Origin of the sequence: Fulvimarina uroteuthidis (genome assembly GCF_034321785.1) — a bacterium.
GTDB classification, from domain to species: domain Bacteria; phylum Pseudomonadota; class Alphaproteobacteria; order Rhizobiales; family Rhizobiaceae; genus Fulvimarina; species Fulvimarina uroteuthidis.
In genome coordinates this window covers 441,067-462,024 of the sequence record NZ_JAXLPB010000001.1, presented here as the reverse complement: position 1 = coordinate 462,024, position 20,958 = coordinate 441,067, and the positions used below count along the sequence as shown (strand labels likewise).

Annotated in this window: 21 protein-coding genes; 12 read left to right on the top strand and 9 right to left on the bottom strand. The window is 65.5% G+C overall.

Going from position 1 to position 20,958, the window contains the following annotated elements; translation table 11 throughout:
- Positions 1 to 93: 93 nt before the first annotated feature.
- The 3 genes from U0C82_RS02075 to U0C82_RS02065 all read right to left on the bottom strand — a co-directional run bounded on the left by U0C82_RS02075 (position 94) and on the right by U0C82_RS02065 (position 2,629).
- Positions 94 to 1,194: a quinone-dependent dihydroorotate dehydrogenase gene (locus U0C82_RS02075; RefSeq protein WP_322185393.1), complete on the bottom strand. Its 1,101-nt coding sequence runs from the start codon at positions 1,192 to 1,194 to the stop codon at positions 94 to 96.
- On the bottom strand, positions 1,191 to 1,550 hold the full coding sequence (locus U0C82_RS02070; RefSeq protein ID WP_322185392.1) for a DUF952 domain-containing protein: 360 nt from the start codon (positions 1,548 to 1,550) through the stop codon (positions 1,191 to 1,193). The genes U0C82_RS02075 and U0C82_RS02070 overlap by 4 nt, the downstream gene beginning before the upstream one ends.
- Before the next feature lie 125 nt (positions 1,551 to 1,675).
- Positions 1,676 to 2,629, bottom strand: coding sequence for a polyprenyl synthetase family protein (locus U0C82_RS02065; protein ID WP_322185391.1), 954 nt, complete (start codon positions 2,627 to 2,629; stop codon positions 1,676 to 1,678).
- A gap of 125 nt (positions 2,630 to 2,754) precedes the next feature.
- On the opposite strand from U0C82_RS02065, the gene fni reads away from it, so the two are divergent.
- From fni to U0C82_RS02010, 11 genes are all read left to right on the top strand, one after another.
- A complete protein-coding gene (gene fni, locus U0C82_RS02060) occupies positions 2,755 to 3,873 on the top strand; it encodes a type 2 isopentenyl-diphosphate Delta-isomerase (protein WP_322185390.1) in 1,119 nt (372 codons plus the stop codon).
- A gap of 198 nt (positions 3,874 to 4,071) precedes the next feature.
- On the top strand, positions 4,072 to 5,115 hold the full coding sequence (locus tag U0C82_RS02055) for a class 1 fructose-bisphosphatase (RefSeq protein ID WP_322185389.1): 1,044 nt from the start codon (positions 4,072 to 4,074) through the stop codon (positions 5,113 to 5,115).
- 31 nt (positions 5,116 to 5,146) lie between these two features.
- A complete protein-coding gene (locus U0C82_RS02050) occupies positions 5,147 to 6,022 on the top strand; it encodes a phosphoribulokinase (protein ID WP_322185388.1) in 876 nt (291 codons plus the stop codon).
- 36 nt (positions 6,023 to 6,058) lie between these two features.
- The gene (tkt, locus tag U0C82_RS02045; protein ID WP_322185387.1) at positions 6,059 to 8,053 is read left to right on the top strand and encodes a transketolase; all 1,995 of its coding nucleotides are present in this window, start codon (positions 6,059 to 6,061) and stop codon (positions 8,051 to 8,053) included.
- Between the two features lie 85 nt (positions 8,054 to 8,138).
- Entirely contained in the window at positions 8,139 to 8,807 is a 669-nt protein-coding gene (rpe, locus tag U0C82_RS02040) for a ribulose-phosphate 3-epimerase (RefSeq protein WP_322185386.1), read from the top strand.
- Between the two features lie 402 nt (positions 8,808 to 9,209).
- Complete coding sequence (locus tag U0C82_RS02035; protein ID WP_322185961.1) at positions 9,210 to 10,220, top strand: TerC/Alx family metal homeostasis membrane protein; 1,011 nt, start codon at positions 9,210 to 9,212, stop codon at positions 10,218 to 10,220.
- Positions 10,221 to 10,266: 46 nt separating this feature from the next.
- Positions 10,267 to 10,698: an AtpZ/AtpI family protein gene (locus U0C82_RS02030; RefSeq protein ID WP_322185385.1), complete on the top strand. Its 432-nt coding sequence runs from the start codon at positions 10,267 to 10,269 to the stop codon at positions 10,696 to 10,698.
- Positions 10,699 to 10,805: 107 nt separating this feature from the next.
- Complete coding sequence (locus U0C82_RS02025) at positions 10,806 to 11,564, top strand: F0F1 ATP synthase subunit A (RefSeq protein ID WP_322185384.1); 759 nt, start codon at positions 10,806 to 10,808, stop codon at positions 11,562 to 11,564.
- Positions 11,565 to 11,629: 65 nt separating this feature from the next.
- Entirely contained in the window at positions 11,630 to 11,854 is a 225-nt protein-coding gene (locus U0C82_RS02020) for a F0F1 ATP synthase subunit C (RefSeq protein ID WP_322185383.1), read from the top strand.
- Between the two features lie 80 nt (positions 11,855 to 11,934).
- Positions 11,935 to 12,543, top strand: coding sequence for a F0F1 ATP synthase subunit B (locus U0C82_RS02015; RefSeq protein ID WP_416186603.1), 609 nt, complete (start codon positions 11,935 to 11,937; stop codon positions 12,541 to 12,543).
- Positions 12,544 to 12,554: 11 nt separating this feature from the next.
- Complete coding sequence (locus tag U0C82_RS02010) at positions 12,555 to 13,025, top strand: F0F1 ATP synthase subunit B family protein (protein WP_322185381.1); 471 nt, start codon at positions 12,555 to 12,557, stop codon at positions 13,023 to 13,025.
- Between the two features lie 360 nt (positions 13,026 to 13,385).
- Here U0C82_RS02010 and U0C82_RS02005 read toward each other — a convergent pair whose 3' ends face one another.
- Together U0C82_RS02005 and U0C82_RS02000 are read right to left on the bottom strand one after the other, a co-directional pair.
- On the bottom strand, positions 13,386 to 13,970 hold the full coding sequence (locus U0C82_RS02005) for a ribonuclease HII (RefSeq protein WP_322185379.1): 585 nt from the start codon (positions 13,968 to 13,970) through the stop codon (positions 13,386 to 13,388).
- A gap of 257 nt (positions 13,971 to 14,227) precedes the next feature.
- Positions 14,228 to 15,385, bottom strand: coding sequence for a PA0069 family radical SAM protein (locus U0C82_RS02000; protein ID WP_322185377.1), 1,158 nt, complete (start codon positions 15,383 to 15,385; stop codon positions 14,228 to 14,230).
- Between the two features lie 120 nt (positions 15,386 to 15,505).
- On the opposite strand from U0C82_RS02000, the gene U0C82_RS01995 reads away from it, so the two are divergent.
- Positions 15,506 to 16,039, top strand: coding sequence for a glycosyl transferase family 2 (locus U0C82_RS01995; protein ID WP_322185375.1), 534 nt, complete (start codon positions 15,506 to 15,508; stop codon positions 16,037 to 16,039).
- Positions 16,040 to 16,084: 45 nt separating this feature from the next.
- Here U0C82_RS01995 and moaB read toward each other — a convergent pair whose 3' ends face one another.
- The 4 genes from moaB to U0C82_RS01975 all read right to left on the bottom strand — a co-directional run bounded on the left by moaB (position 16,085) and on the right by U0C82_RS01975 (position 20,756).
- Positions 16,085 to 16,651, bottom strand: coding sequence for a molybdenum cofactor biosynthesis protein B (gene moaB, locus U0C82_RS01990; RefSeq protein WP_322185374.1), 567 nt, complete (start codon positions 16,649 to 16,651; stop codon positions 16,085 to 16,087).
- Between the two features lie 123 nt (positions 16,652 to 16,774).
- Entirely contained in the window at positions 16,775 to 17,647 is an 873-nt protein-coding gene (locus tag U0C82_RS01985; protein ID WP_322185372.1) for a 4-(cytidine 5'-diphospho)-2-C-methyl-D-erythritol kinase, read from the bottom strand.
- Positions 17,648 to 17,655: 8 nt separating this feature from the next.
- Positions 17,656 to 19,527 (bottom strand): tetratricopeptide repeat protein, encoded by a 1,872-nt coding sequence (locus U0C82_RS01980; protein WP_416186602.1) that lies wholly within the window; start codon positions 19,525 to 19,527, stop codon positions 17,656 to 17,658.
- Positions 19,528 to 19,736: 209 nt separating this feature from the next.
- Entirely contained in the window at positions 19,737 to 20,756 is a 1,020-nt protein-coding gene (locus U0C82_RS01975) for a polyprenyl synthetase family protein (protein WP_322185368.1), read from the bottom strand.
- Positions 20,757 to 20,958 lie beyond the last annotated feature (202 nt).

Here is a 20,958-nt window from a genome sequence, read left to right as displayed (position 1 = left end):
AAGGTTCGGCGCACGCGCGGCGTCTTGATACGGCCGATGATTGTCCGGGGGCATCGTTCGATGCCCGCCCGTTCGTTGCCCGAGGCTGCGCCGTCAGGCGCCGAGGGCGTGGCTTTCGGCAAATTCCTCGACGCGCGTGTCGCGCAACGGGCGGATGCTGTCGAGACCACGCTCGCGCACATGGTCGAGGAGACCCCGGACGATCCGCGCGGGAAGCGCGGGACCGCCATAGACGAGTGCGGTGTAGAGCTGCACGAGATCGGCGCCGGCCTCGATCTTCTGCACCAGGCTCGCCGTATCAAAGACGCCGCCGACCCCGATCAGCGCGATATTCGGGCCGAGCGCCCTGCGGAAATTGGCCAGCACCGCGTTCGAACGGCCGAGGAGCGGCCGGCCGGACAGGCCACCCTTTTCGTGCGCCTCGACGAACCGGTCGACGCCTTCGCGCGAAAGCGTCGTGTTCGAGACGATCAGCCCGTCGACCTTCCGCTTCAGGGCGATGGCGGAGATTTCGGAGATCTGGGTGAGGGTGAGGTCGGGCGCGACTTTCAGGAACACCGGGACCTTCGCCGTCGCCGACACCGCCGCCTCGCCGTTTCGTGCCGCGATGACGTAATCGAGAAGCCTGTCCAATTCGTTCGCGGCCTGGAGGTCCCGAAGGCCCGGCGTGTTCGGCGAGGAGACGTTGACGGTCAGATAGGAGGCGAGCGGCGCGAAACTGGTGACGCCCTGCACATAGTCGGCGACGCGGTCGGCGGCATTCTTGTTGGCGCCGATATTGACGCCGACGATGCCGGGCTTGCGGCGGCGGGCGGCCAGTCGCTCGATCGCGTCGGCATGGCCGCAATTGTTGAAGCCGAACCGGTTGATGACGGCCCCTTGCGCCGCCAGCCGGAACAGGCGCGGTTTCGGGTTTCCGTCCTGGGGCTTTGGCGTCAGCGTGCCGACCTCGACGAAGCCGAAGCCAAGCTTCAGCAGCCTGTCCGGAACCTCGGCGTTCTTGTCGTAACCGGCGGCCAGCCCGAGCGGGTTCGGAAAGGCGAGGCCGGCGACCGTCGTGCGCAGGCGATCGTCCACCGGAATCTTTCCGCCCGAGACGAGACCGCGCTTGAGGGCCGCGATCGAAAGATCGTGGGCCTTCTCCGGGTCCATGCGGAAGATCGCGGGCCTGGCGAGGCGATAAAGCGCCATCATGCGGCCGGTCCCGTCACGCCGGAGGGGAAACGGTGGCGGCCGTCGTCGCCGAGCGGCAAGGGCTCGGCGAGGGCCACCTGATCGAGCGCAAGGGCGGCATAGAGATGGGGAAACAGCACCCCGCCGCGCGAAGGCTCCCATGTCAGCGCGTCGCCCAGCAAAGCCGGATCGACGGCGACCAGCCACAGATCCTCCTGCCCGGCAAAATGCCGGGATGCCGTCTCGGGCGCCTGCCCGCCGGTGGAGAAGTGGATGTATCCGTCGGCAAGATCGACCGGCGCACCGGTGAAGACGCCCGCGCTCTGGAACGCGTTCCACTCGGCGCGCGTCATGATTTTGTAGATCATCTCGTTCATGGACGATCCTTGACGTCTCTCGTCCGGCGAATCAACAGGCATCGCGGCCTTGAAGCGTCATGATCAACAGGCGGATCGCCCGGGGGCGGGGCGCCAGCCGGGAACGGACGGCCGCGGGCGAAGGATCACTGCATCCCGGCCGGTTCGTCCACGCGGTCGCCGGCCTTCGCCTGGCCGGCCTTGTGATGGGCGGTCTCCTGGCGCGCGGTCTTCCAGATGACGTGAAGCAGAAGCGCCAGGCGGCTGTCCGGGCCGAGTCCGGCTTCCAGATGGCCAAGCGCGCTGCGCATGTGCCGGTCGATCTGATCTTCCGTCGAAGCGCGCCCGATCATCGAGACGATCGTCGACTTGCCGCGGTCCTGGCCGACATCCTTGCCGATCGCGCCGGCGTTCGGACCGTCGTCGAGAAGGTCGTCGAGGAGCTGGAACGCGAGGCCGAGTTCACGGGCGAAGGCCTCGAGTTCGCGGCGCGTTTCCTGCGGCGCGCCGCTGCCGATCATGCCGATCTCGATGGCGGCGAGAAACAGCGCGCCCGTCTTCAGGGCGTTGGTGCGCGCGACATCGTCTTCCGAGCGCGTTTCCTGGGAGCCCTTGAGGTCGGCGAACTGTCCGGCGACGAGGCCGTGGGTGCCGACCGCCTTGCCGAGCGCCGCGACGCTGCGGGTGCGCTGCTCGGGATTGAGGGTGGGCGTGGCGGCGACGATCTCGAAGGCGCGCGCGACGATGGCGATGACGGCGAGAAGCGCGGTGTCCTCGCCGAACGCCACATGGGTCGGCGGCCTGCCGCGCCGCAAGGTGGCATCGTCCATGCAGGGCAGGTCGTCGAGGACGAGCGAAGCGGTGTGAATGAGTTCGATGGCGCAGCCGCCGTCGATCGCGGCATCGACGTCGCCGTCCAGATCGATCGCGGTCAGGACCGCCAGCATCGGGCGCAGTCGCTTGCCCGGCGCCAGGACGCTGGTCTCGATCGCGTCGCGAAGGGACGCCTGGCCTTCGAGGCTGGGGGGAAGCGTCTCGCCAAGCCGCTTCTCGATCCGCTCGCGAAGGCGGTTGAATTCTTCGGAAGCCGCCAAACTCATGCTGCGGTTCCCATGACACGGAAAGACAACGTAACCTCGATCCTTGCGCTGACTGGCGACATACTCAGTTCGGATGCTAACACGGTTACAGCGAAATACGATCAGGAAATGCAGGTACCGCATTCATGAGCATGCGCAACGAAAGCGGCGAAACGGTCCCCAGCGATATCGACCGGCGCAAGAGCGATCACCTCGATATCGTCCTTTCGCAGGGCCATGCGCGCCGCGACAGGGCAACTACCGGGCTTGGCGACATTCGGTTCGAGCACGCCGCGCTTCCCGAACTCAGCCTCGCCGGGATCGACCTTTCGGTCGATTTTCTGGGCAAGCGACTGGCCGCGCCGCTGCTGATCTCCTCCATGACCGGGGGACCGGACCGGGCCGGGCGCATCAACACCCGTCTGGCCGAAGCCGCCGAAGCGCTCGGCATCGCGCTTGCCGTCGGCTCGCAGCGGGTCGCGCTCGAGGGACGCGGCGGCGGCGGGCTCGATCGCTCCCTGCGCGATCTCGCACCCTCCGTGCCGCTGCTGGCAAACATCGGCGGCGCGCAGTTCGTGCTCGGCTATGGCGAGCGCGAGGCGATGCGCGCGGTGGAGATGATCGGCGCGGACGCCCTCATCGTCCATCTCAACCCCCTGCAGGAGGCGGTCCAGAGCGGCGGCGACACGGATTGGCGCGGGGTTCTTCCGGCGATCGAGCGCCTGTGCGCACGATTGCGCGTGCCGATCGTGGTCAAGGAGGTCGGATCCGGCATTTCGGGCCGGATCGCCCGCCGTCTGGTGGACGCCGGCGTATCGGTCATCGACGTTGCGGGTGCCGGCGGCACGAGCTGGGCTGCGGTGGAGGCCGAGCGCACCGAGGACCCGCGCCGCAGGGCGGTGGCGCGGCTGTTCACCGATTGGGGCATCGGAACCGCGCGGGCCATCGCGGATGTGCGCACGGCCTGCCCGTCCATACCGCTCGTCGGCTCGGGCGGCGTGACGACCGGCATCGAGGTCGCCCAGGCAATTCGCTGCGGCGCCGATATCGTCGGACAGGCGGCCGCGACGCTGAAGGCCGCCGACCGGTCGACGCAGGACGTGATCGTTCACTTCGAGGACGTGATCGAGACCTTGAGGATCGCATGCTTCTGCACCGGCTCCGGCACGATCGGAGCGCTCGCGCGCGCCCCGCTCATCGATCCTCCGGCGTTTCTCGGAGGGCCTCGCCCGCCCGACCGGAGCGTGCGGGCGGACGAGGCGTAGCCGCTTTCGGGCGACCATTGCGGCGCGAAGCGGGCAAACACGCCGAGGATACATCCCGGTCGCCCCCCGCGGGCGGTCCGCCCTCGCGTCCCGGCCGCCCCTGTCATTTTCTGCGGGCCGAGAACCTTGCTCTTCGACCGTCCGCGTAGTGTAAGGAAAACGCGCGCGTATCCCGCGCGCGAAGAAGAGGAGAACGCCATGTCATCGTCGCTCGACGCCTACCTCAGATCCGCGCTCGACGCCGACGAGGGGCAGCGACAGATCGCGGAGGCGATCCGGCATCTCTGCACCGCATCCATCAAGGTTCGCAACACGATCATCGAGGGCGGCTCCGGCAACGATCTCGGCGGCCAGCGCGGCGACAGCAATTCTGATGGCGACATCCAGAAAGAGCTCGACGTGATCGCCGACAAGGCGTTCCTGCAGGCCGCACGCGATTCGTCGTTCGCCTTCTTCGGCTCCGAGGAGCAGGACGAGGCCGTGACCCTGTCCAAGGATGGTCTCCACGCCATCGCGATCGACCCGCTCGACGGCTCGTCCAACATTTCGACCAATGTGTCGATCGGCACGATCTTCTCGATCCTGCCCGTCACGGACGCCCACCGGAAAAACCCGAAGAGCGTCTTCGAGCAGAAGGGCGCGAACCAGCTCGCCGCGGGCTTCTTCACCTACGGCCCCCAGCTTCAGCTCGTCCTGACGGTCGGCAACGGCACGCACGTCTTCCTCTTCTCCCCGAAGTTCGGCGGCTTCGTGGAGCAGGCCGCCTCGGTGATGGTGGCCGATCGCTCGCGCGAATTCTCCGCCAACATGTCGAACTACCGCCATTGGGACGTGCACATCCGCAACTATATCGACGATTGCCTGGCCGGCGCGGAGGGCCCGCGCGAGCGCGACTTCGGAATGCGCTATGTCGGCTCGCTGGTCGCGGACGCCTACCGGATTCTCCAGCGCGGCGGCGTGTTCCTCTATCCCGGCGACGAGCGCAAGGGCTACCAGAAGGGCCGCCTGCGGCTGATGTACGAGGCGAACCCGGTCGCCATGCTGATGGAGCAGGCCGGCGGCGCCGCGACCGACGGCGCCCGGCGCATTCTTGACATCGAACCCGAAAGCCTGCACGTGCGCACGCCGCTGGTGTTCGGCTCCAAGCGCGAGGTCGAGCGGATCGGCCGCTACATGACCGATTCGGACGCGCTGGCCGAGCGCTCGCCGCTGTTCGGCAAACGGACGCTGTTCAGGCCTTGACGGCCTGAACGTCCGACGGCTCGCCAGACCCATGTCCGCCAAGCACCCCATCATCGCCACGACCGGCTCGTCCGGCGCCGGAACCACGTCCGTCAAGGATATCTTCGAACAGATCTTCCGGCGCGAGCAGGTGGACGCCGCCTTCATCGAGGGCGACGCGTTCCATCGCTACGACCGGGATTCCATGCGGTTGAAGATGGCGACCGCGACGGCCGACGGAAATCCGCAATTTTCCCACTTCTCGCCGGAGGCCAATCTCCTCGAGGAACTCGAGGCGGTGTTCGAGGAATATGCCCGCAAGGGCACGGGCCGCACCCGGCACTATGTGCACGGCGAGAAGGAAATGAGCCGGTACGGCCTGCCCGAGGGCAAGTTCACCGACTGGCAGCCCTTTCGGGAAAAGTCCGATCTCCTGTTCTACGAGGGCCTGCACGGCTGCGTGAAGACCGGGTCGATCGACCTGGCCCGGCATGCGGACCTCAAGATCGGCGTCGTTCCGGTGATCAATCTCGAATGGATCCAGAAGATCCATCGGGATCGTTCGACGCGCGGCTATTCGACCGAAGCGGTGATGGACACGATCCTGCGCCGCATGCCGGACTACGTGAAATACATCTGCCCGCAATTCGGCCTGACCGATATCAACTTCCAGCGCGTGCCCATCGTCGACACGTCCAACCCCTTCACGGCACGCTGGATTCCGACGCCGGACGAATCGATGATCGTCATTCGCTTCGCCAATCCGCGCGGCATCGATTTTCCCTATCTGATGTCGATGATCCCCCACAGCTTCATGTCGCGGGCCAACTGCATCGTCGCGCCCGGGGGAAAGCTCGACCTTGCGATGCAATTGATCCTCACCCCATTGATTCTGAAACTGATGGAGCGCAAACGACGCGCATCCTGATCGAAAATTCCGCTTGACGAGAGAGCTCCACCCGCCATGGCCGAGAAACCTTCGCCCGAAACGACCGATCGCAATCCGAACGACATGGCCAACGCCATCCGCGCCCTCACCATGGACGCGGTCCAGAAGGCGAATTCGGGCCATCCCGGCATGCCGATGGGCATGGCCGATGTCGCGACCGTTCTGTTCCAGAAATTCATCAGCATCGATCCGTCGAAACCGGACTGGCCGAACCGCGACCGGTTCGTGCTGTCGGCCGGCCACGGCTCGATGCTGATCTATGCGATCCACCATCTGCTCGGCTACGAGGACATGGGCATCGACCAGATCCGGAATTTCCGGCAGCTGGGAAGCCGCACGGCGGGCCATCCCGAATACGGCCACGCCGCCGGCATCGAGACGACGACAGGTCCGCTCGGCCAGGGCATCGCCACCGCCGTCGGCATGGCGATCGGCGAGCGCTTGATGAATGCACGCTTCGGCGACGGGCTCGTCGATCACTACACCTATGTGATCGCCGGGGACGGCTGCCTGATGGAAGGCGTCAGTCACGAGGCCATCGATCTGGCCGGCACGCTGTGCCTCAACAAGTTGATCGTCCTTTGGGACGACAACGGCATTTCGATCGACGGCAAGGTGGAGATCGCTTCCAAGACCGACCAGATCGCCCGCTTCAAGGCCGCCGGATGGAACACCTTCCAGGTGGACGGGCACCATTCCGGCGAGATCGAGAAGGTGATCGAAGAGGCGCGCAAGAGCGACAAGCCTGCCTTCATCGCCTGCCGCACCGTGATTGGCTACGGCTCGCCCAACAAGGCCGGCACGAAGAGCGCCCATGGCGAGGTGCTGGGCGACGACGAGATCGCCCTGACGCGCAAGGAGCTGATCTGGGAATCGGAGCCCTTCGTCCTGCCGGAGGCCGTGGTCAAGGGTTGGCGCGAGGTCGCCACGAAGGGCAGGCAAGCCCGCGAGGCGTGGGAGCGCAAGCTTTCCGATCATCCGAAACGCCAGGATTTCGAGATCTTCACCCGTGGCATCCTGCCGGTCGGTTTTTCCGGCGAGATGCAGAACTTCCGCAACGCGCTGGTCGCCGAGAAGCCCAAGGTCGCGACCCGCAAGGCCTCCGAGATGACCCTCGACGTCGTCAATCACGTGGTCCAGACGACGATCGGCGGGTCGGCCGACCTGACCGGATCGAACAACACCAAGACCAAGAACATCACGCCGATCGAGGCCGGCGACTTTTCCGGTCGCTACATCCATTACGGCGTGCGCGAGCACGGCATGTCGGCGGCGATGAACGGGCTCGCCCTCTATGGCGGGCTCATCCCCTATGGCGGCACCTTCCTGGTCTTTTCCGACTATGCGCGGGGCGCCATGCGCCTGTCGGCGCTGATGGGTCTCAGGGTCGTCTACGTGCTGACCCATGATTCGATCGGCCTCGGCGAGGACGGTCCGACCCACCAGCCGGTCGAGCACCTGACCATGCTGCGCGCGACCCCGAACACGCTGGTCTTCCGCCCGTGCGACGTCATCGAGACGGTCGAGGCGTGGGAGATCGCCCTGACGCAGGCGCACCGTCCGTCCGTTCTGGCCCTGACCCGTCAGGGCCTTCCGACGGTTCGCGACGACGTGTCCGAGAACATGAGCGCCAAAGGCGGCTACGTCCTGCGGGAGGCGGACGGCACGCGCGACGTCACGATCATGGCGTCCGGTTCCGAGATCGAGATCGCGCTGAAGGCGGCGGACGGCCTGAAGGCCGAGGGGTTGAAGGCCGCCGTCGTCTCGATGCCTTGCATGGAACTCTTCGCAGAGCAGGACGCGGCCTATCGCGCCTCGGTTCTCGGTCAGGCGCCGCGCATCGCGGTGGAAGCGGCGCTGCAGATGAGCTGGGATCGCTGGCTCGGCGACAAGGGCCGTTTCATCGGCATGACCGGTTTCGGTGCATCGGCGCCGGCGCCCGAGCTCTATGAGCATTTCGGCATCACGCCGAAGGCCGTGATCGAGGCCGCCAGGGCGCTGACGGCCTGAATGCGGGAATCGTTCCGATAGACACCGGGGCGTGCGCTTCGACGGCGTGCGCCCCTTTTCTTTGCTGCCTCTGGAAAGCCACGCCATGAAACCGCTTCTGATCGCGCCGTCCATCCTGTCCTGCGACTTCTCGCGCCTCGGCGAGGAGATCCGCGCCGTCGACGAGGCGGGCGCGGACTGGATCCATCTCGATGTCATGGACGGGCACTTCGTCCCCAATCTCACCTTCGGCCCGCCGATCGTGAAGGCGGTGCGGGGCGCGTCCCCCAAGGTGTTCGATTGCCATCTGATGATCGAGCCCTGCGATCCGTTCCTGGAAGCGTTCGCGCAGGCCGGATGCGACATCATCACCGTTCACGCCGAGGCAACGACCCATCTGGACCGCTCGCTCCAGGCGATCCGTGCGCTCGGCAAGAAGGCCGGCGTGTCGCTCAATCCGTCGACCCCCGAGAGCGTCATCGAATATGTGCTCGACCGGCTCGATCTCGTTCTGCTGATGACGGTCAATCCCGGCTTCGGGGGGCAGGCGTTCATCCAACCGGTGGTGGAGAAGGTCAGGCGCGTGAAGCAGATGATCGGCGACCGGGACATTCATATCGAGATCGACGGCGGCGTGACGCCGCAGACCGCGCCGCTCGTGGTCGAGGCGGGCGCCGATGTGCTCGTCGCCGGCTCCGCCGTGTTCACGGGCGGGACGCCCGAACATTATGCCGCGAACATGACCGCGATCCGCGCGGCCTGCGCGAAGCGCTGACGCAAGCCGGAGACACGGGTTCCGCCGTCCGCTCCGGAACCCTCGCATGGACGGTGGAATGCGACCCACCTGTCAGGCCGGGTTCGGCGTAACCTCTCCGTCATGTTAGCCGAACGTTGCGAAATGCATGTTCCGGAATGCGCCAGGCGGAGCTCTGCGAGGGCCGGCGGCCCGTCTCCAACCCGTGCAGCCGAGCGCAAGGTCCGAAAGCGCGGCGCGTTGCAAGGGACGCGAAAATTTTGCGGCCGGTGTGGCCGCGCGGTCCATTGCGGTTGCGGGAACACATCATAGATACGGCCCTCGTGGCGTGCGGCCCGGCCAGATCTTCCGAAGGCTCTCGTATCGCGAATCCATCAAACAGTCATATCGAAGACGCGGCGAGGAGTATCGAGAGTGGAAAGCATGGCGAATGGCGGGGACGGCGTACCCTATTGGATCTGGCTGTCGACCATAGGCGGGATCGCGGCGCTCTTCATTTTCGATTTCATGACGCACGTTCGCAAGGCGCACGAGCCGAGCTTCAAGGAAGCGGCGATCTGGTCGACCTTCTATGTCGGCATCGCCATCCTCTTCGGCGGCGGTATCTGGTATCTATGGGACGCCACGCACGGGCTTGAATATTTCGCCGGCTTCGTCACCGAGAAGAGCCTTTCGGTCGACAACCTCTTCGTCTTCGTCATCATCATGCAGAGCTTTCGCGTGCCGCGGGAGGACCAGCAGAAGGCCCTTCTGATCGGTATCGTGCTGGCGCTCATCATGCGCGGCATCTTCATCGCGATCGGCGCGGCGGCGATCAGCCAGTTCTCCTGGATCTTCTACCTCTTCGGCCTGTTCCTCCTGGCGACCGCGATCAAGCTCGCCTATGACAGCTTCTCGCACCAGAAGACGACGGAAGAGGAATACGAGCCGAATTTCGTCGTCAAATGGTTCGAGCGCACTTTCCCGACGACGTCGGAGTTCCACGGCAACGCGCTCTTCATCAAGCAGAACGGCAAGCGCCTGATGACGCCGATGATGGTCGTGATCGTCGCGCTCGGGATGACGGACCTGTTGTTCGCGCTCGATTCGATCCCCGCGATCTACGGTCTCACCGACGCGCCCTACATCGTGTTCACGACGAATGCGTTCGCGCTTCTCGGCCTGCTGCAGCTCTACTTCCTGCTCGGCGGCCTTCTCGACCGGCTGGTCTATCTCGGCTTCGGCCTGTCGCTGATCCTCGCCTTCATCGGCGTCAAGCTGATCTTCCACGCCCTGGAAGACAATACGCTGCCGTTCCTCAACAATGGCCAGCCGATCGAATGGGCGCCGCACATCACGACGTCGACGTCGCTGATAGTCATCATCGGCATTCTGGTCGTCACCACGGTGGCGAGCCTCGTGAAGACCGGGTTCGGCGGCTCCTCGAGCAGATGACGACCCGCTGCCGGTTCGCTGGCGCTTCGGCGCGCCGGAGACTAGTATGGACGCCATGAACGAACCGGAAGACGATATGAGACAGGGGCCCGGCGACCAGCCGGGCCCTTCTGCCGAGCGGACACCAGAGGAATGGGCCGCGCGCCGTGCGGCGCTCGAGCGGAAGCTGGCCGCGCGGTCCTCCGAAAGGGCAAGCGAGGCCAAGCGCATCGCCTCGTCCGGATCCGGCATGCAGGGCATGGCGGAAGGGTTGAAGCTGGCCAGCGAGTTCGCGGCGGGAATCATCGTCGGCGGCGCCATCGGCTATTTCTTCGACCGGTATGCCGGAACGTCGCCCTTCGGGCTCATCATCTTCCTGATGTTCGGCTTTGCCGCAGGGATCCGAAACATTCTGCGTTCCGTCGCGCCGAAGCCCGTGGCCCCTGTGAAACCACACGCCGAATCGGATGGCGGCAGAGAAAACGACGTGAATTCCTAGATATCGGATGCGATCGGTACAGATGGGGTGTTGCGAATACGGGTTTCAGCGGCTATTGCCATGGCCGGCTCGCAAGGACCACGACGTTTCGACAAGGACTTCAGAGTTTGGCAACGAACCCTACCGATCCCATTCACCAGTTTGATGTCTATCCGCTGATTCCGATCGATATCGGCGGGCTGGATTTCTCGTTCACGAACTCGGCGCTGTTCATGGTGGCGACGGTCGCGATCGCCGCGGGCTTCATGTACTATTCGACGCGTGGACGCGGTCTCGTGCCGGGTCGTCTGCAGTCGATGACCGAGCTCACCTACGAGTTCACGGCCAACATGTTGCGGGATGCGACCGGCACCGCCGGGATGCGATTCTTCCCGTTCGTGTTCTCTATCTTCACCTTCATCCTGGTCGCCAATCTGATCGGCATGTTCCCGTACTTCTTTACGGTCACCAGCCACATCATCGTCACCTTCGCGCTGGCGCTGCTCGTGATCTCGCTGGTCGTCGTCTACGGCATCATGAAGAACGGCCTCGGCTGGTTCAGGGTTTTCGTGCCATCGGGTGTCCCGGCCGCAGTCCTGCCGTTCGTGGTGCTGATCGAGATCATCTCGTTCCTCTCGCGGCCGGTCTCGCTGTCCGTTCGTCTGTTCGCCAACATGCTGGCCGGACATATCACGCTGAAGGTCTTCGCAGGCTTCGTCGTCACGCTCTCCTCGCTCGGCGCGGTGGGCGTGGTCGGTGCCATCCTGCCGTTGCTGATGACGGTTGCGATCACGGCGCTCGAGTTCCTCGTCGCCTTCCTGCAGGCTTACGTCTTTGCCGTCCTGACCTGCATGTACCTCAACGATGCGGTGCACACCCATCACTAACCCTTCCGCCCCCACCGGCGGTAACCCTGGCAATGCCAACACGATCCACCTAAAGGAGTTTTTCCATGGAAGCTGACGCAGCACGCTACATCGGCGCAGGTCTTGCATGTTTCGGTATGGGCATGACGGCCCTCGGCCTCGGCAACATGTTCGCACAATATCTCGCGGGTGCGCTTCGCAACCCGTCCGCGGCAGACGGCCAGTTCGGCCGGCTCATCTTCGGCTTTGCGGTGACGGAAGCTCTGGGCATCTTCTCGCTGCTGATCGCGCTTCTTCTGCTGTTCGTCTAATCAACCGACGAGCCGGAATGGATCGTTCGTCCGGCCGCTTCACGACGGGGCGGCCGGATCGTTAATATGGAGGTAGAGTCTTGCTGTTCGTAACGGCCGCCAACGCGCAGACGCCCGACGCCGGGGGCAACACACCTCCGGATGGAAGCGGCGAAGATGCCGTCCTGCACGGCGAGACCGGCGCCGGCGCGGGCCACGATGCCGGCTTCCCGCCGATGAATCCGGAATTCTTTCCGTCGCAGATCCTGTGGCTCGCGATTACCTTCGGCCTGTTCTACTGGATTCTCAAGAACGTTCTCGTTCCCCGGATCGGCGGCATTCTCGAAAATCGCCGGGACCGCATCGCCATCGATGTCGAAGCGGCCGAGCGGGCGAAGCAGGAAGCCGACGAGGCGCACGCCGCCTACGAGCAGGAGCTGGCCGAAGCGCGCGAGCGCGCCCACTCCATCGGACAGGATGCGCGCAACGACGCGCGTGAAGAAGGCGACGTGCAGCGACGGAAGCTCGAGGCCGAACTCGATGCCCGCCTCGACGAGGCCCGCGAGCGTATCGCGGCCGCCAAGAGCGGCGCGATGAATGGCATGGACGAACTGGCGACGGATGTCGCCGAGACGATCCTTCGCGACGTGATCAAGCTCGACGTCACCCGCGACGAAGTTTCTTCGGCAGTCGCCGCGACCAGGTCTTAAGGAGGCCCGCCATGGACAATTCATTCTGGGCTCTCATCGGACTTCTGCTGTTCTTTGCGGTCGTCGTCTATTTCAAGGGTTTCCGGCGCATCAACGATTCGCTCGACGAGCGCTCGAAGCGGATCCGGATCGAGCTGGAAGAAGCCCGGGAGATGAAGGAAGAGGCCAAGCAGCAGCTGGCCGAATATCAACGGCGTCGCCGCGAAGCCGAGCAGGAGGCCCGCGACATCGTCGAGGCGGCCAGGCGCGAAGCGCAGACGATGCTGGCCGAGACGGCCCGGAAGAATCAGGAATTCGTTGAGCGTCGGACCGCCATGGCCGAGGACCAGATCGCTCAGGCCGAGGCCGACGCACGCAAGGATGTCCGCGCCTCCGCCGTCGACATTGCGATCGCCGCGGCCGCACGGGTCATCGCGCAGCGCGATGGAACCGGCCAGTCGGTCTCGTCCTCGATCGCCGCGGTTCGCGAGCGCCTGAACTAGATCGACGGCGTCTTCAAAGGGCCGTTGGGCCCGAAAGGCGGTTCTGCCGTCTCGCCGACATGTCGAAGAGTCAAAAACGGGAGCGTCTCAGGCGCTCCCGTTTGTGTTTGCGCAGGAGCGGTCGGATCGGCTCGCGCGGGTTGCGGGACGATCTCCACGTCAGGCTTTCCGAAAAGCAGCCTTGATGTTCGGGAAAACGTCCAGCCGGGCGACCGACGGGCCCGCTGCTATTCGACCGTGTTCCCGGACGCCGGGGCTCGTGCCTCGTGCGCGCCGGATCGCCGGGTCGAGGAACGCCGGCTTCGCGTCGCGAGAGAGGGCGGATGAAGGAATGCTTTCGCCGGCGTTCACCGATCCCGATCAGCGAATGGGCCGCGTCCGGATCGGGCTGAAGCTCATGCGATGGAGCGGGCAGGGGCCGAGCCGTGCCAGCGCCGCGAGATGGGCCGGCGAGCCGTAGCCGACATGGGCCGAAAAGCCGTAGCCGGGATGGGTTCGGTCCGCCTGCGCCATCATGCGGTCCCGCGTGACCTTGGCGACGATCGACGCAGCCGCGATCGAGACGCTGATCCTGTCGCCCTTGATGATGCCTGTCGCGATCCCTGAGAAGGCCGGCGGCAGGTCGCGCCCGTCGATCAGGCAGTTTGTCGGCCGGATGGGGAGGCGAAGAAGCGCACCCTCCATCGCCTTCAGCGTCGCCTGCCGAATGTTGATCCGGTCGATCACGGCGGCCGGGGTCGAGGCGATGGCGACATGCGCGTTCGCGAGGATCGCATCGTAGAGGCGCGTCCTCTCATCGGCGGACAGTCTCTTGGAATCGTCGATGCCCTCCGGCACGTCGCGCGCGCTTTCGAAGACGACCGCTGCGGCGACCACGGGACCGGCCAGGGGACCGCGGCCGACCTCGTCGACCCCCGCGATCCACCGCGAACCGCTGTCGATCAATGCCGCTTCCCGTGAATGATCGGGCCGGATGCGAAGCGGCCTGCCGGTGGCACGCCGCGCACCGGAAGGCGTCGGACACTCTTCGCCGGTCGGCGGAGACGATGGCGAAATGGGGGGAGAATCGGACGATGAGCAAACCATGATGCGGCAAGGTTTACGCGATCTCCGATCCTTCACAAGGCCGCGTGCGTTGGGCAGTATGGCGGCACACGACCTTGTTTCACGGGGTGCGACCCGCCGTGATGCTGTTCTGCCCGTCAGATCAGGGAGAGCTGCACGCCGCTGCCGCGCGGGGCGCTGAAGAGATCCGTGCGCAGCGTCTGGCGTTCCTGGTTGAGACCGAGCCGCTTTGCAGCAAGATCGAAGCGGCGCTTGATCTGGTACGCATAGGGCCCCGTGCCCCGCATGCGCTTGCCCCATTCGGCATCGTAGTCCTTGCCCTCGCGCATCGAGCGAAGCAGGGACAGGACATGCCGATAACGGTCGGGATAATGGCGCAGGAGCCAGTCCTTGAAGATCTGCGAAACTTCGAGCGGCAGCCGCAGGAGTACATAGCCCGCTTCCTTCGCGCCCGCCGCCGCAGCCGCCTCGAGGAGCCGTTCGATCTCCGAATCCGTCAGGCCCGGAATGATCGGCGCCGTCATGATCATGGTCGGCACGCCGGCGTCGTTCAACTGCTTGATGGCGTCGATCCGCTTGTCCGGCGTTGATGCGCGGGGCTCCATCGTCCGGGCGAGCTTGCGGTCCATCGTGGTGACGGACAGGGCGACCCGTGCAAGGCCCTTGTCGGCCATGCGCGCCAGGATATCGATGTCGCGCAGCACGAGGGCCGACTTCGTGACGATCCCGACCGGATGGTTCGCCGCTTCCAGCACTTCGAGAATCTCGCGCATGATGCCGTAGCGCTTCTCGATGGGCTGGTAGGGATCGGTGTTCGTGCCGATCGCGATGGAGCGGACCTCGTAGCCCGGACGGGACAGCTCGCGCTCCAGAAGCTGGGCGGCGTTCGGCTTCGCGAAGAGCTTGGACTCGAAGTCCACCCCGGCCGACAGGCCCATATAGGCGTGGCTCGGCCGGGCGAAGCAGTAGACGCAGCCATGCTCGCAACCGCGATAGGGATTGATCGATCGGTCGAACGAGATGTCCGGGGACGTGTTCTTCGTGATGATGGTTCGCGGCCGTTCCACCTGCACGTCGGTCTTGAAGGCGGGAAGGTCTTCGAGCGAATCCCATCCATCGTCGAACTCGTGGCGTGCGAACGGCTCGAAACGGCCCGCCGGATTGATTCCGGCACCCCGGCCGCGACGACGCGAGGCGCCGATGCGGTGGCCACCTTCGTCGATGATCCGGTTGGCGATATCGACGCCCAGCGAGGCATCGAAGGCAGCGCGGTCGGCGGAAGCGATATCAAGCATGGCAGGTCCTCGAACAATCCGTGAACATCTTGAAGAGTGTGTTAACGCATCAACGAGAACAATACAAGAACATTAACCGGAGGATGGCGAACGTGCCGGCCCTCCGCTACAGTGTGGTCCATGTTAAGCGTCTATATCGACAGCGGTCCCGACGACCGCCATCTCGCCCTGACCCTGTCCGCACTCGTCTCCGGCTCGGTCGAGGGTGTCGTCAGGAACGTGACCGTGGTCGACCGGGGCATGTCCGCCGAAGCCCATGCGGTCTGTGATCATTGCGGGTGCCGCGTCCTCGCGCCGTCCGGGCTCGAGGCCGCGCTCGGGAACGACCGGTCCGACTGGGTCCTGTGGGTGGAAACCGGCAGCCGTCTGCTCGAGGGGTGGACGAGCGAAGTCATCGAGCATATCGGCGCGGGCAACGGACCCCGGGGTGGCCCCCAGGCCGCGCGCTTCCGCTCGGCCGCCCGGGACCGGATCGGCTTTCTGGCCCGCCTTGCCGAGAAACGAACGGCGTTGACGGACGGGCTTCTGCTGAAGACATCGCAAGCCATCGGCTTGGTCAGGCAGCGCGGCGCGGCGCCGCTTGCCGAGCTCGCCGCGGGACTGGCGGCCAAACGGTTGCGGGCCGAGATCCGCCCGCGGCGCGCGGCCGATTGACCGGACCGCCTCGCCGCGCCACGCTGGCGGCGCGCGTTCGCCCGGTCAGACGGACCGGCCCCCGCGGCGCAGATGTTCGTCGAGGCGTGGCATGATCTCCACGAAATTGCAGGGCTTGTGCCGGTAGTCGAGCTGGGCGGCGAGGATATGATCCCACGCATCGGCGCAGGCGCCTGGCGAACCGGGCAGGACGAAGACGAACGTCTTGCCGATGAGCCCGGCGGTCGCGCGCGACTGGATCGTGGAAACGCCGATCTTGTCGAAGGAGATGCGATGGAAGACGCTCGAAAAGCCATCCATCCGTTTGTCGAACAGGGGCTCGAGCGCGTCGGGCGTCACATCCCGTCCGGTAAAGCCGGTGCCGCCCGTCGTAATGACCACGTCGATGGTCGCATCGTCGGCGAAGCCCCGGACGGCGTCGGCGATCTCGGTGCGCTCGTCGCGCACGATCCTGCGGTCGGCCAGCCGGTGGCCGGATTCCCCGATGCGGTGCGCCAGGCGGTCGCCCGACGCGTCGTCCTGCGCCGTGCGCGTGTCGGAGACGGTGAGGACCGCGATGGAAAGCGGGATGAACTGGCGGTCGGGGTCGCTGGCTTCGTTGACGTCCGGCATGGTCGTGATCACCTGGGCTTTGACATTGGAACGTAAGCGTCCCTTGGTGAACCCTCGTCGGGGCGACGATGTTCCGAGCCGGACGCGCCGCATTCTATCATGGAAGACGGGCGGAAGGAGGGATCAGGAAACGGCGACCCACCAGTCGGGACGAGCCGCCCGAACCGTATCGGCGCACTGGCCGGCGGCTGTCCCGCTGTCGAACAGGCCGAACACGGTCGCGCCCGACCCGGACATGCGCGCCAAACGGGCGCCGTGCGCGTTAAGTGTCCGGCAAGCCTCGCGGATCGTCGGCTCGATCGAGATCGCGGTCTCCTGCAGGTCGTTCCTCGCGCGGTCGAGCCAATCGAAAAGCACGTCCGGATCGGACAGTCCGGCGGCGGGCAGGGGCGGCAGGGGGGCGTTGTCGCGGTTGCGGAGGGCCTTGAAGATCGCCGGCGTCTCGACGGGCCGCCCCGGATTGACCAGGACCATGGCGGGCATATGGCTCATTGCAACGGGAGTCAGCACGTCACCGACGCCATGCGCAAGGGTCGGCGTGCCGGCAAGACACATGGGCACGTCGGCACCGAGCCTCGAGGCTCCCGATGCGAGACGCTTTCGAAGATCGGGACGGTCGGCGCAGAGAAAGCGCAATAGGGCGGCCGCGTCCGCCGACCCTCCGCCGATTCCGGCGGCATGGGGAAGGTTCTTCGTCAGACGGATGGCAAGCGGCGGGATCGTCATGCCGATGCAAGCCGCCTCGGCGCGGGCAAGGAGAAGCGCCTTGCGGACGATGTTGCGTCCGTCCGTCGGCACGCCCTGCGCGAAACGGCCCTCGACGAGGAGGTCGTCGGCCTCGGCGATGCCGATCGAAAGCGCGTCGGCGACACCGGCGGCGAAGACGACGAGGCTTTCGAGGCTGTGGTAGCCGTCATCCCGGCGACCGACGACGTGAAGCGCGAGATTGACCTTGGCGGGCGCGGCGATGCGCCCCTCGAACGGGGATTGCGGCAAGACGAGGCTCAGTTCGCCCGTTCGCCCGCATCGGGTTCCGGCTTCGATCGATCGGGCCGGCGATCCGTCCCGGAGCTCGCGGTCTTCGCGTCCGAGGCGTTCGCGCTCGCCTCCTTCGGCTGATCGGGCCCGGCGGACCCGCCTTCGTCCTTAACCGCATCGAGACCGCCTTCGAGCTTGGCCTCGATGCGCTCGATCTGGTCTTCTTCGGGTTTCGGATCGCCGTTCAGCGCGCGCTCCCACTGGAAGCGGGCTTCGCGTTCGCGTCCCACATGCCAGTAGGCATCGCCCAGATGATCGTTGATCGTCGGGTCGGTCGGCGAAAGCAGGATCGCCCGTTCCAGTTCGTCGACCGCTTCGGCGTAGCGTCCGAGCCTGTAGAAGGCCCAGCCGAGGGAATCGATGATGTAGCCGTCATTCGGCCGCAACTCGACCGCCTGGCGGATCATGTCGAGACCCTCTTCCAGATTGGTGTTCTGGTCGACCCACGAATAGCCGAGATAGTTCAGCACCTGCGGCTGGTTGGGGGAGAGTTCCAGCGCCTTCTTGAAGTCCGCTTCGGCTTTCGGCCACTGATCCTGGCGCTCGTAGGAGATCCCGCGCTGGTAGAACAGGTTCCAGTTTTCGGCGGTGATCGGCTCGGCAAGTTCGATCGCCTTGTTCAGGGCCACCGTCACCTCGGCATAGTCCTTGTCCGCCGCCAGGACGTCGGCAAGCGCCGTATAGGCCTGAATATCGTCGGGATAGGTTTCCGTGGCGCGCTTGAGATGTTCCTTGGCTTCGTCCTTGCGATCCGCATACCAGTAGTCGAGGCCGATCTGCAGATCGGCGGTGCGGCGATAGGCGGAGCTTTCGGGAATGGCGCGATAATAGGCGATCGCCCGGTCGTATTGTTCGGTGCGTTCGGCAATGCCCGCAAGCGCGGTCAGGATGCCGGGGCTGCGCGGCGAAAGCGCCTTTGCAAGCTGGAAATAGAGCAGCGCGACATCCTGGCCGTCGCCGCGATTGATGGTCTGGCCGAGAATGCGCAGGGCTTCGGCCGCGCCCTCCTGCACATTGGCGACCGAAGGCTCGATCGTCTCGTCGCGCTCGATGCGATCCTTGAGGCCGCGCAGCGGATCGTAGCTCGGCGCAAGTTCCAGACCCTTATCGAGCGCCTTCAGGGCGGCGTCGCGATGGCCGTCGCGTGATTCGATGCGTGCGAGGCTTTCGGCCGCCGAAAGATAGGCGTCGGGCGATGAACGGGCGAGCGTCGGATCGTCGACGAGCTTGGCATAGGCGCCGCGCGCCACGTCCTTCCGGCCTGCCACTTCGGCCATCAGGCCCTTCTGGTAGAGGTTGAAGGTCTCGAACCAGGGAACCTCGTCAAGGTCGTCGATGCGCAGGAGCGCTTCGTCGATGCGGCCTGCACCGATTTCGGACCAGGCGATGAGCTGGCCGAGGAGAAGCGCGTCGAGGTCGGACGGATCGACGATGTCGAATTCGGCGATCGCCTTGTCGTAGAGGCCCTTGCGAAGCCCGTCGATGCCAAGCGCGATGCGGGCGATCTTGCCGCTCGTCGGACTGTTGCGAAGATCCACGGCGAGATCGATCGCATCCTGGAACCGGCTGCCCGCGAGATAAGCCAGCATGGCGTCCTGGCGAAGGATCTCGGACTGGGGATCGAGACGCAGGGCCTGATCGAAGAAGAACGTCGCCTCTTCGAGTTCGCCCGACTGCTGGGCCTGCTTGGCCGCGAGATAGGCGCCGGGCAGCGACTGGGCCACCAGGGGCGGAATGCCGGGAACTTCGCTTTCGGACGCGGCCTGCGCCGTGGCCGCCTGCGTGCCGAGCGTCACGGCAAGGGCGGCAGTCGCGGACAGATATGCAAGACGTTTCAAGAACACGTGCGTCCCTTTTCTTCCGGCCTTCGGAGCATCGTTCATCAGACGGCCGCATAACGGCCGCACCATCGCGGAACAGGACGACAACCGGGGCGAAATTGCAAGTTGGTATCTCGGATGGGATTCTGCGCCCCGACCATGACCTTATTGGGACGGATGAGGGGCTTGCGCCACGCGTCGCATGCGGGGCCGCGACGCATGGCCGCTCACTTGATGCGCGAGATGCAGAATTCCACGACATCGAGCAGCGCGTCGCGTGCGGCGGACGGCGGCAGGCCGGCGGCCGCCTCGTAGGCCTCGGCGCCGAACGCGCGGGCGCGCTCGATCGTCGTCTTTAGGGTCGCGTGGCGCTCGATCAGTTCGAGCGCGCGGGCAAGCGCCGCATCGTCATTGTTGCCGTCCTCCATGGCCGAGCGCCAGAAGGCCTTCTCGTCCTCGTCGCCGGCCTGATAGGCGAGGATGACGGGAAGCGTGATTTTCCCCTCGCGGAAATCGTCCCCGGTGTTCTTGCCCAGATCGGCGGCCACGCCGCCATAGTCGAGGACGTCGTCGATGAGCTGGAACGAGACGCCGAGGCTTCGGCCGTAACGGCGCATCGCCGCACGCGCCTCGTCGCCGGCGCCCGCGATCACCGGGCCGACTTCGGCGGCGGCTGCAAACAGGGCCGCGGTCTTGGCATCGACGACCGCGAGATAATCGGCTTCGCTGGTCGTCATGCGCTTTGCGGCCGCAAGCTGCCAGACTTCCCCCTCGGCGATGATGGCGGAGGCGTCCGACAGGATCGACAGGGCGGTCATGGAACCGACGTCGACCATCATCTTGAAGGCCTGACCCAGAAGGTAATCGCCGACGAGAACGCTCGCCTGATTGCCCCAGATCGTGCGCGCCGTGCGCTTGCCGCGCCTCAGGTCGCTTTCGTCCACCACATCGTCGTGCAGCAGCGTCGCCGTGTGCATGAACTCGACGCTCGCCGCCAGTTTGACCTGTGCGTCGCCCTCGTCATAGCCGTGGGCGAGGGCGGTTGCGATCGTCAGCATCGGGCGCAGGCGCTTGCCGCCCGACGAAATCAGATGGTTGGCGATCTCGGGAATGAGTTCGACGCGCGATCCGGCCATGGACAGGATCAGCTCGTTGACCCGCGCCATGTCACGCTTGGTCACGGACACGATCGTGTCGATCGATCCGCGGTCTTCCGTGTGCTCGACGCGGTTCGCAGCAACCACCATTTTACTCCAATCGATAAAGGAAACGAACTGCCGGGGCGGCGAGATTTCGAACCTGTTATTCCAATCCTAGGGCGACGCCGGCATAACACCAGCCCGCCCGGCGGTTCCACGAACCTTCGGCGCCGCACTTGCATTTCGCCGCGCTTGCCGATCAAGCTGACCTTTGACATGCAACGGACACGGCAAGCGAGACCCAAGCGAC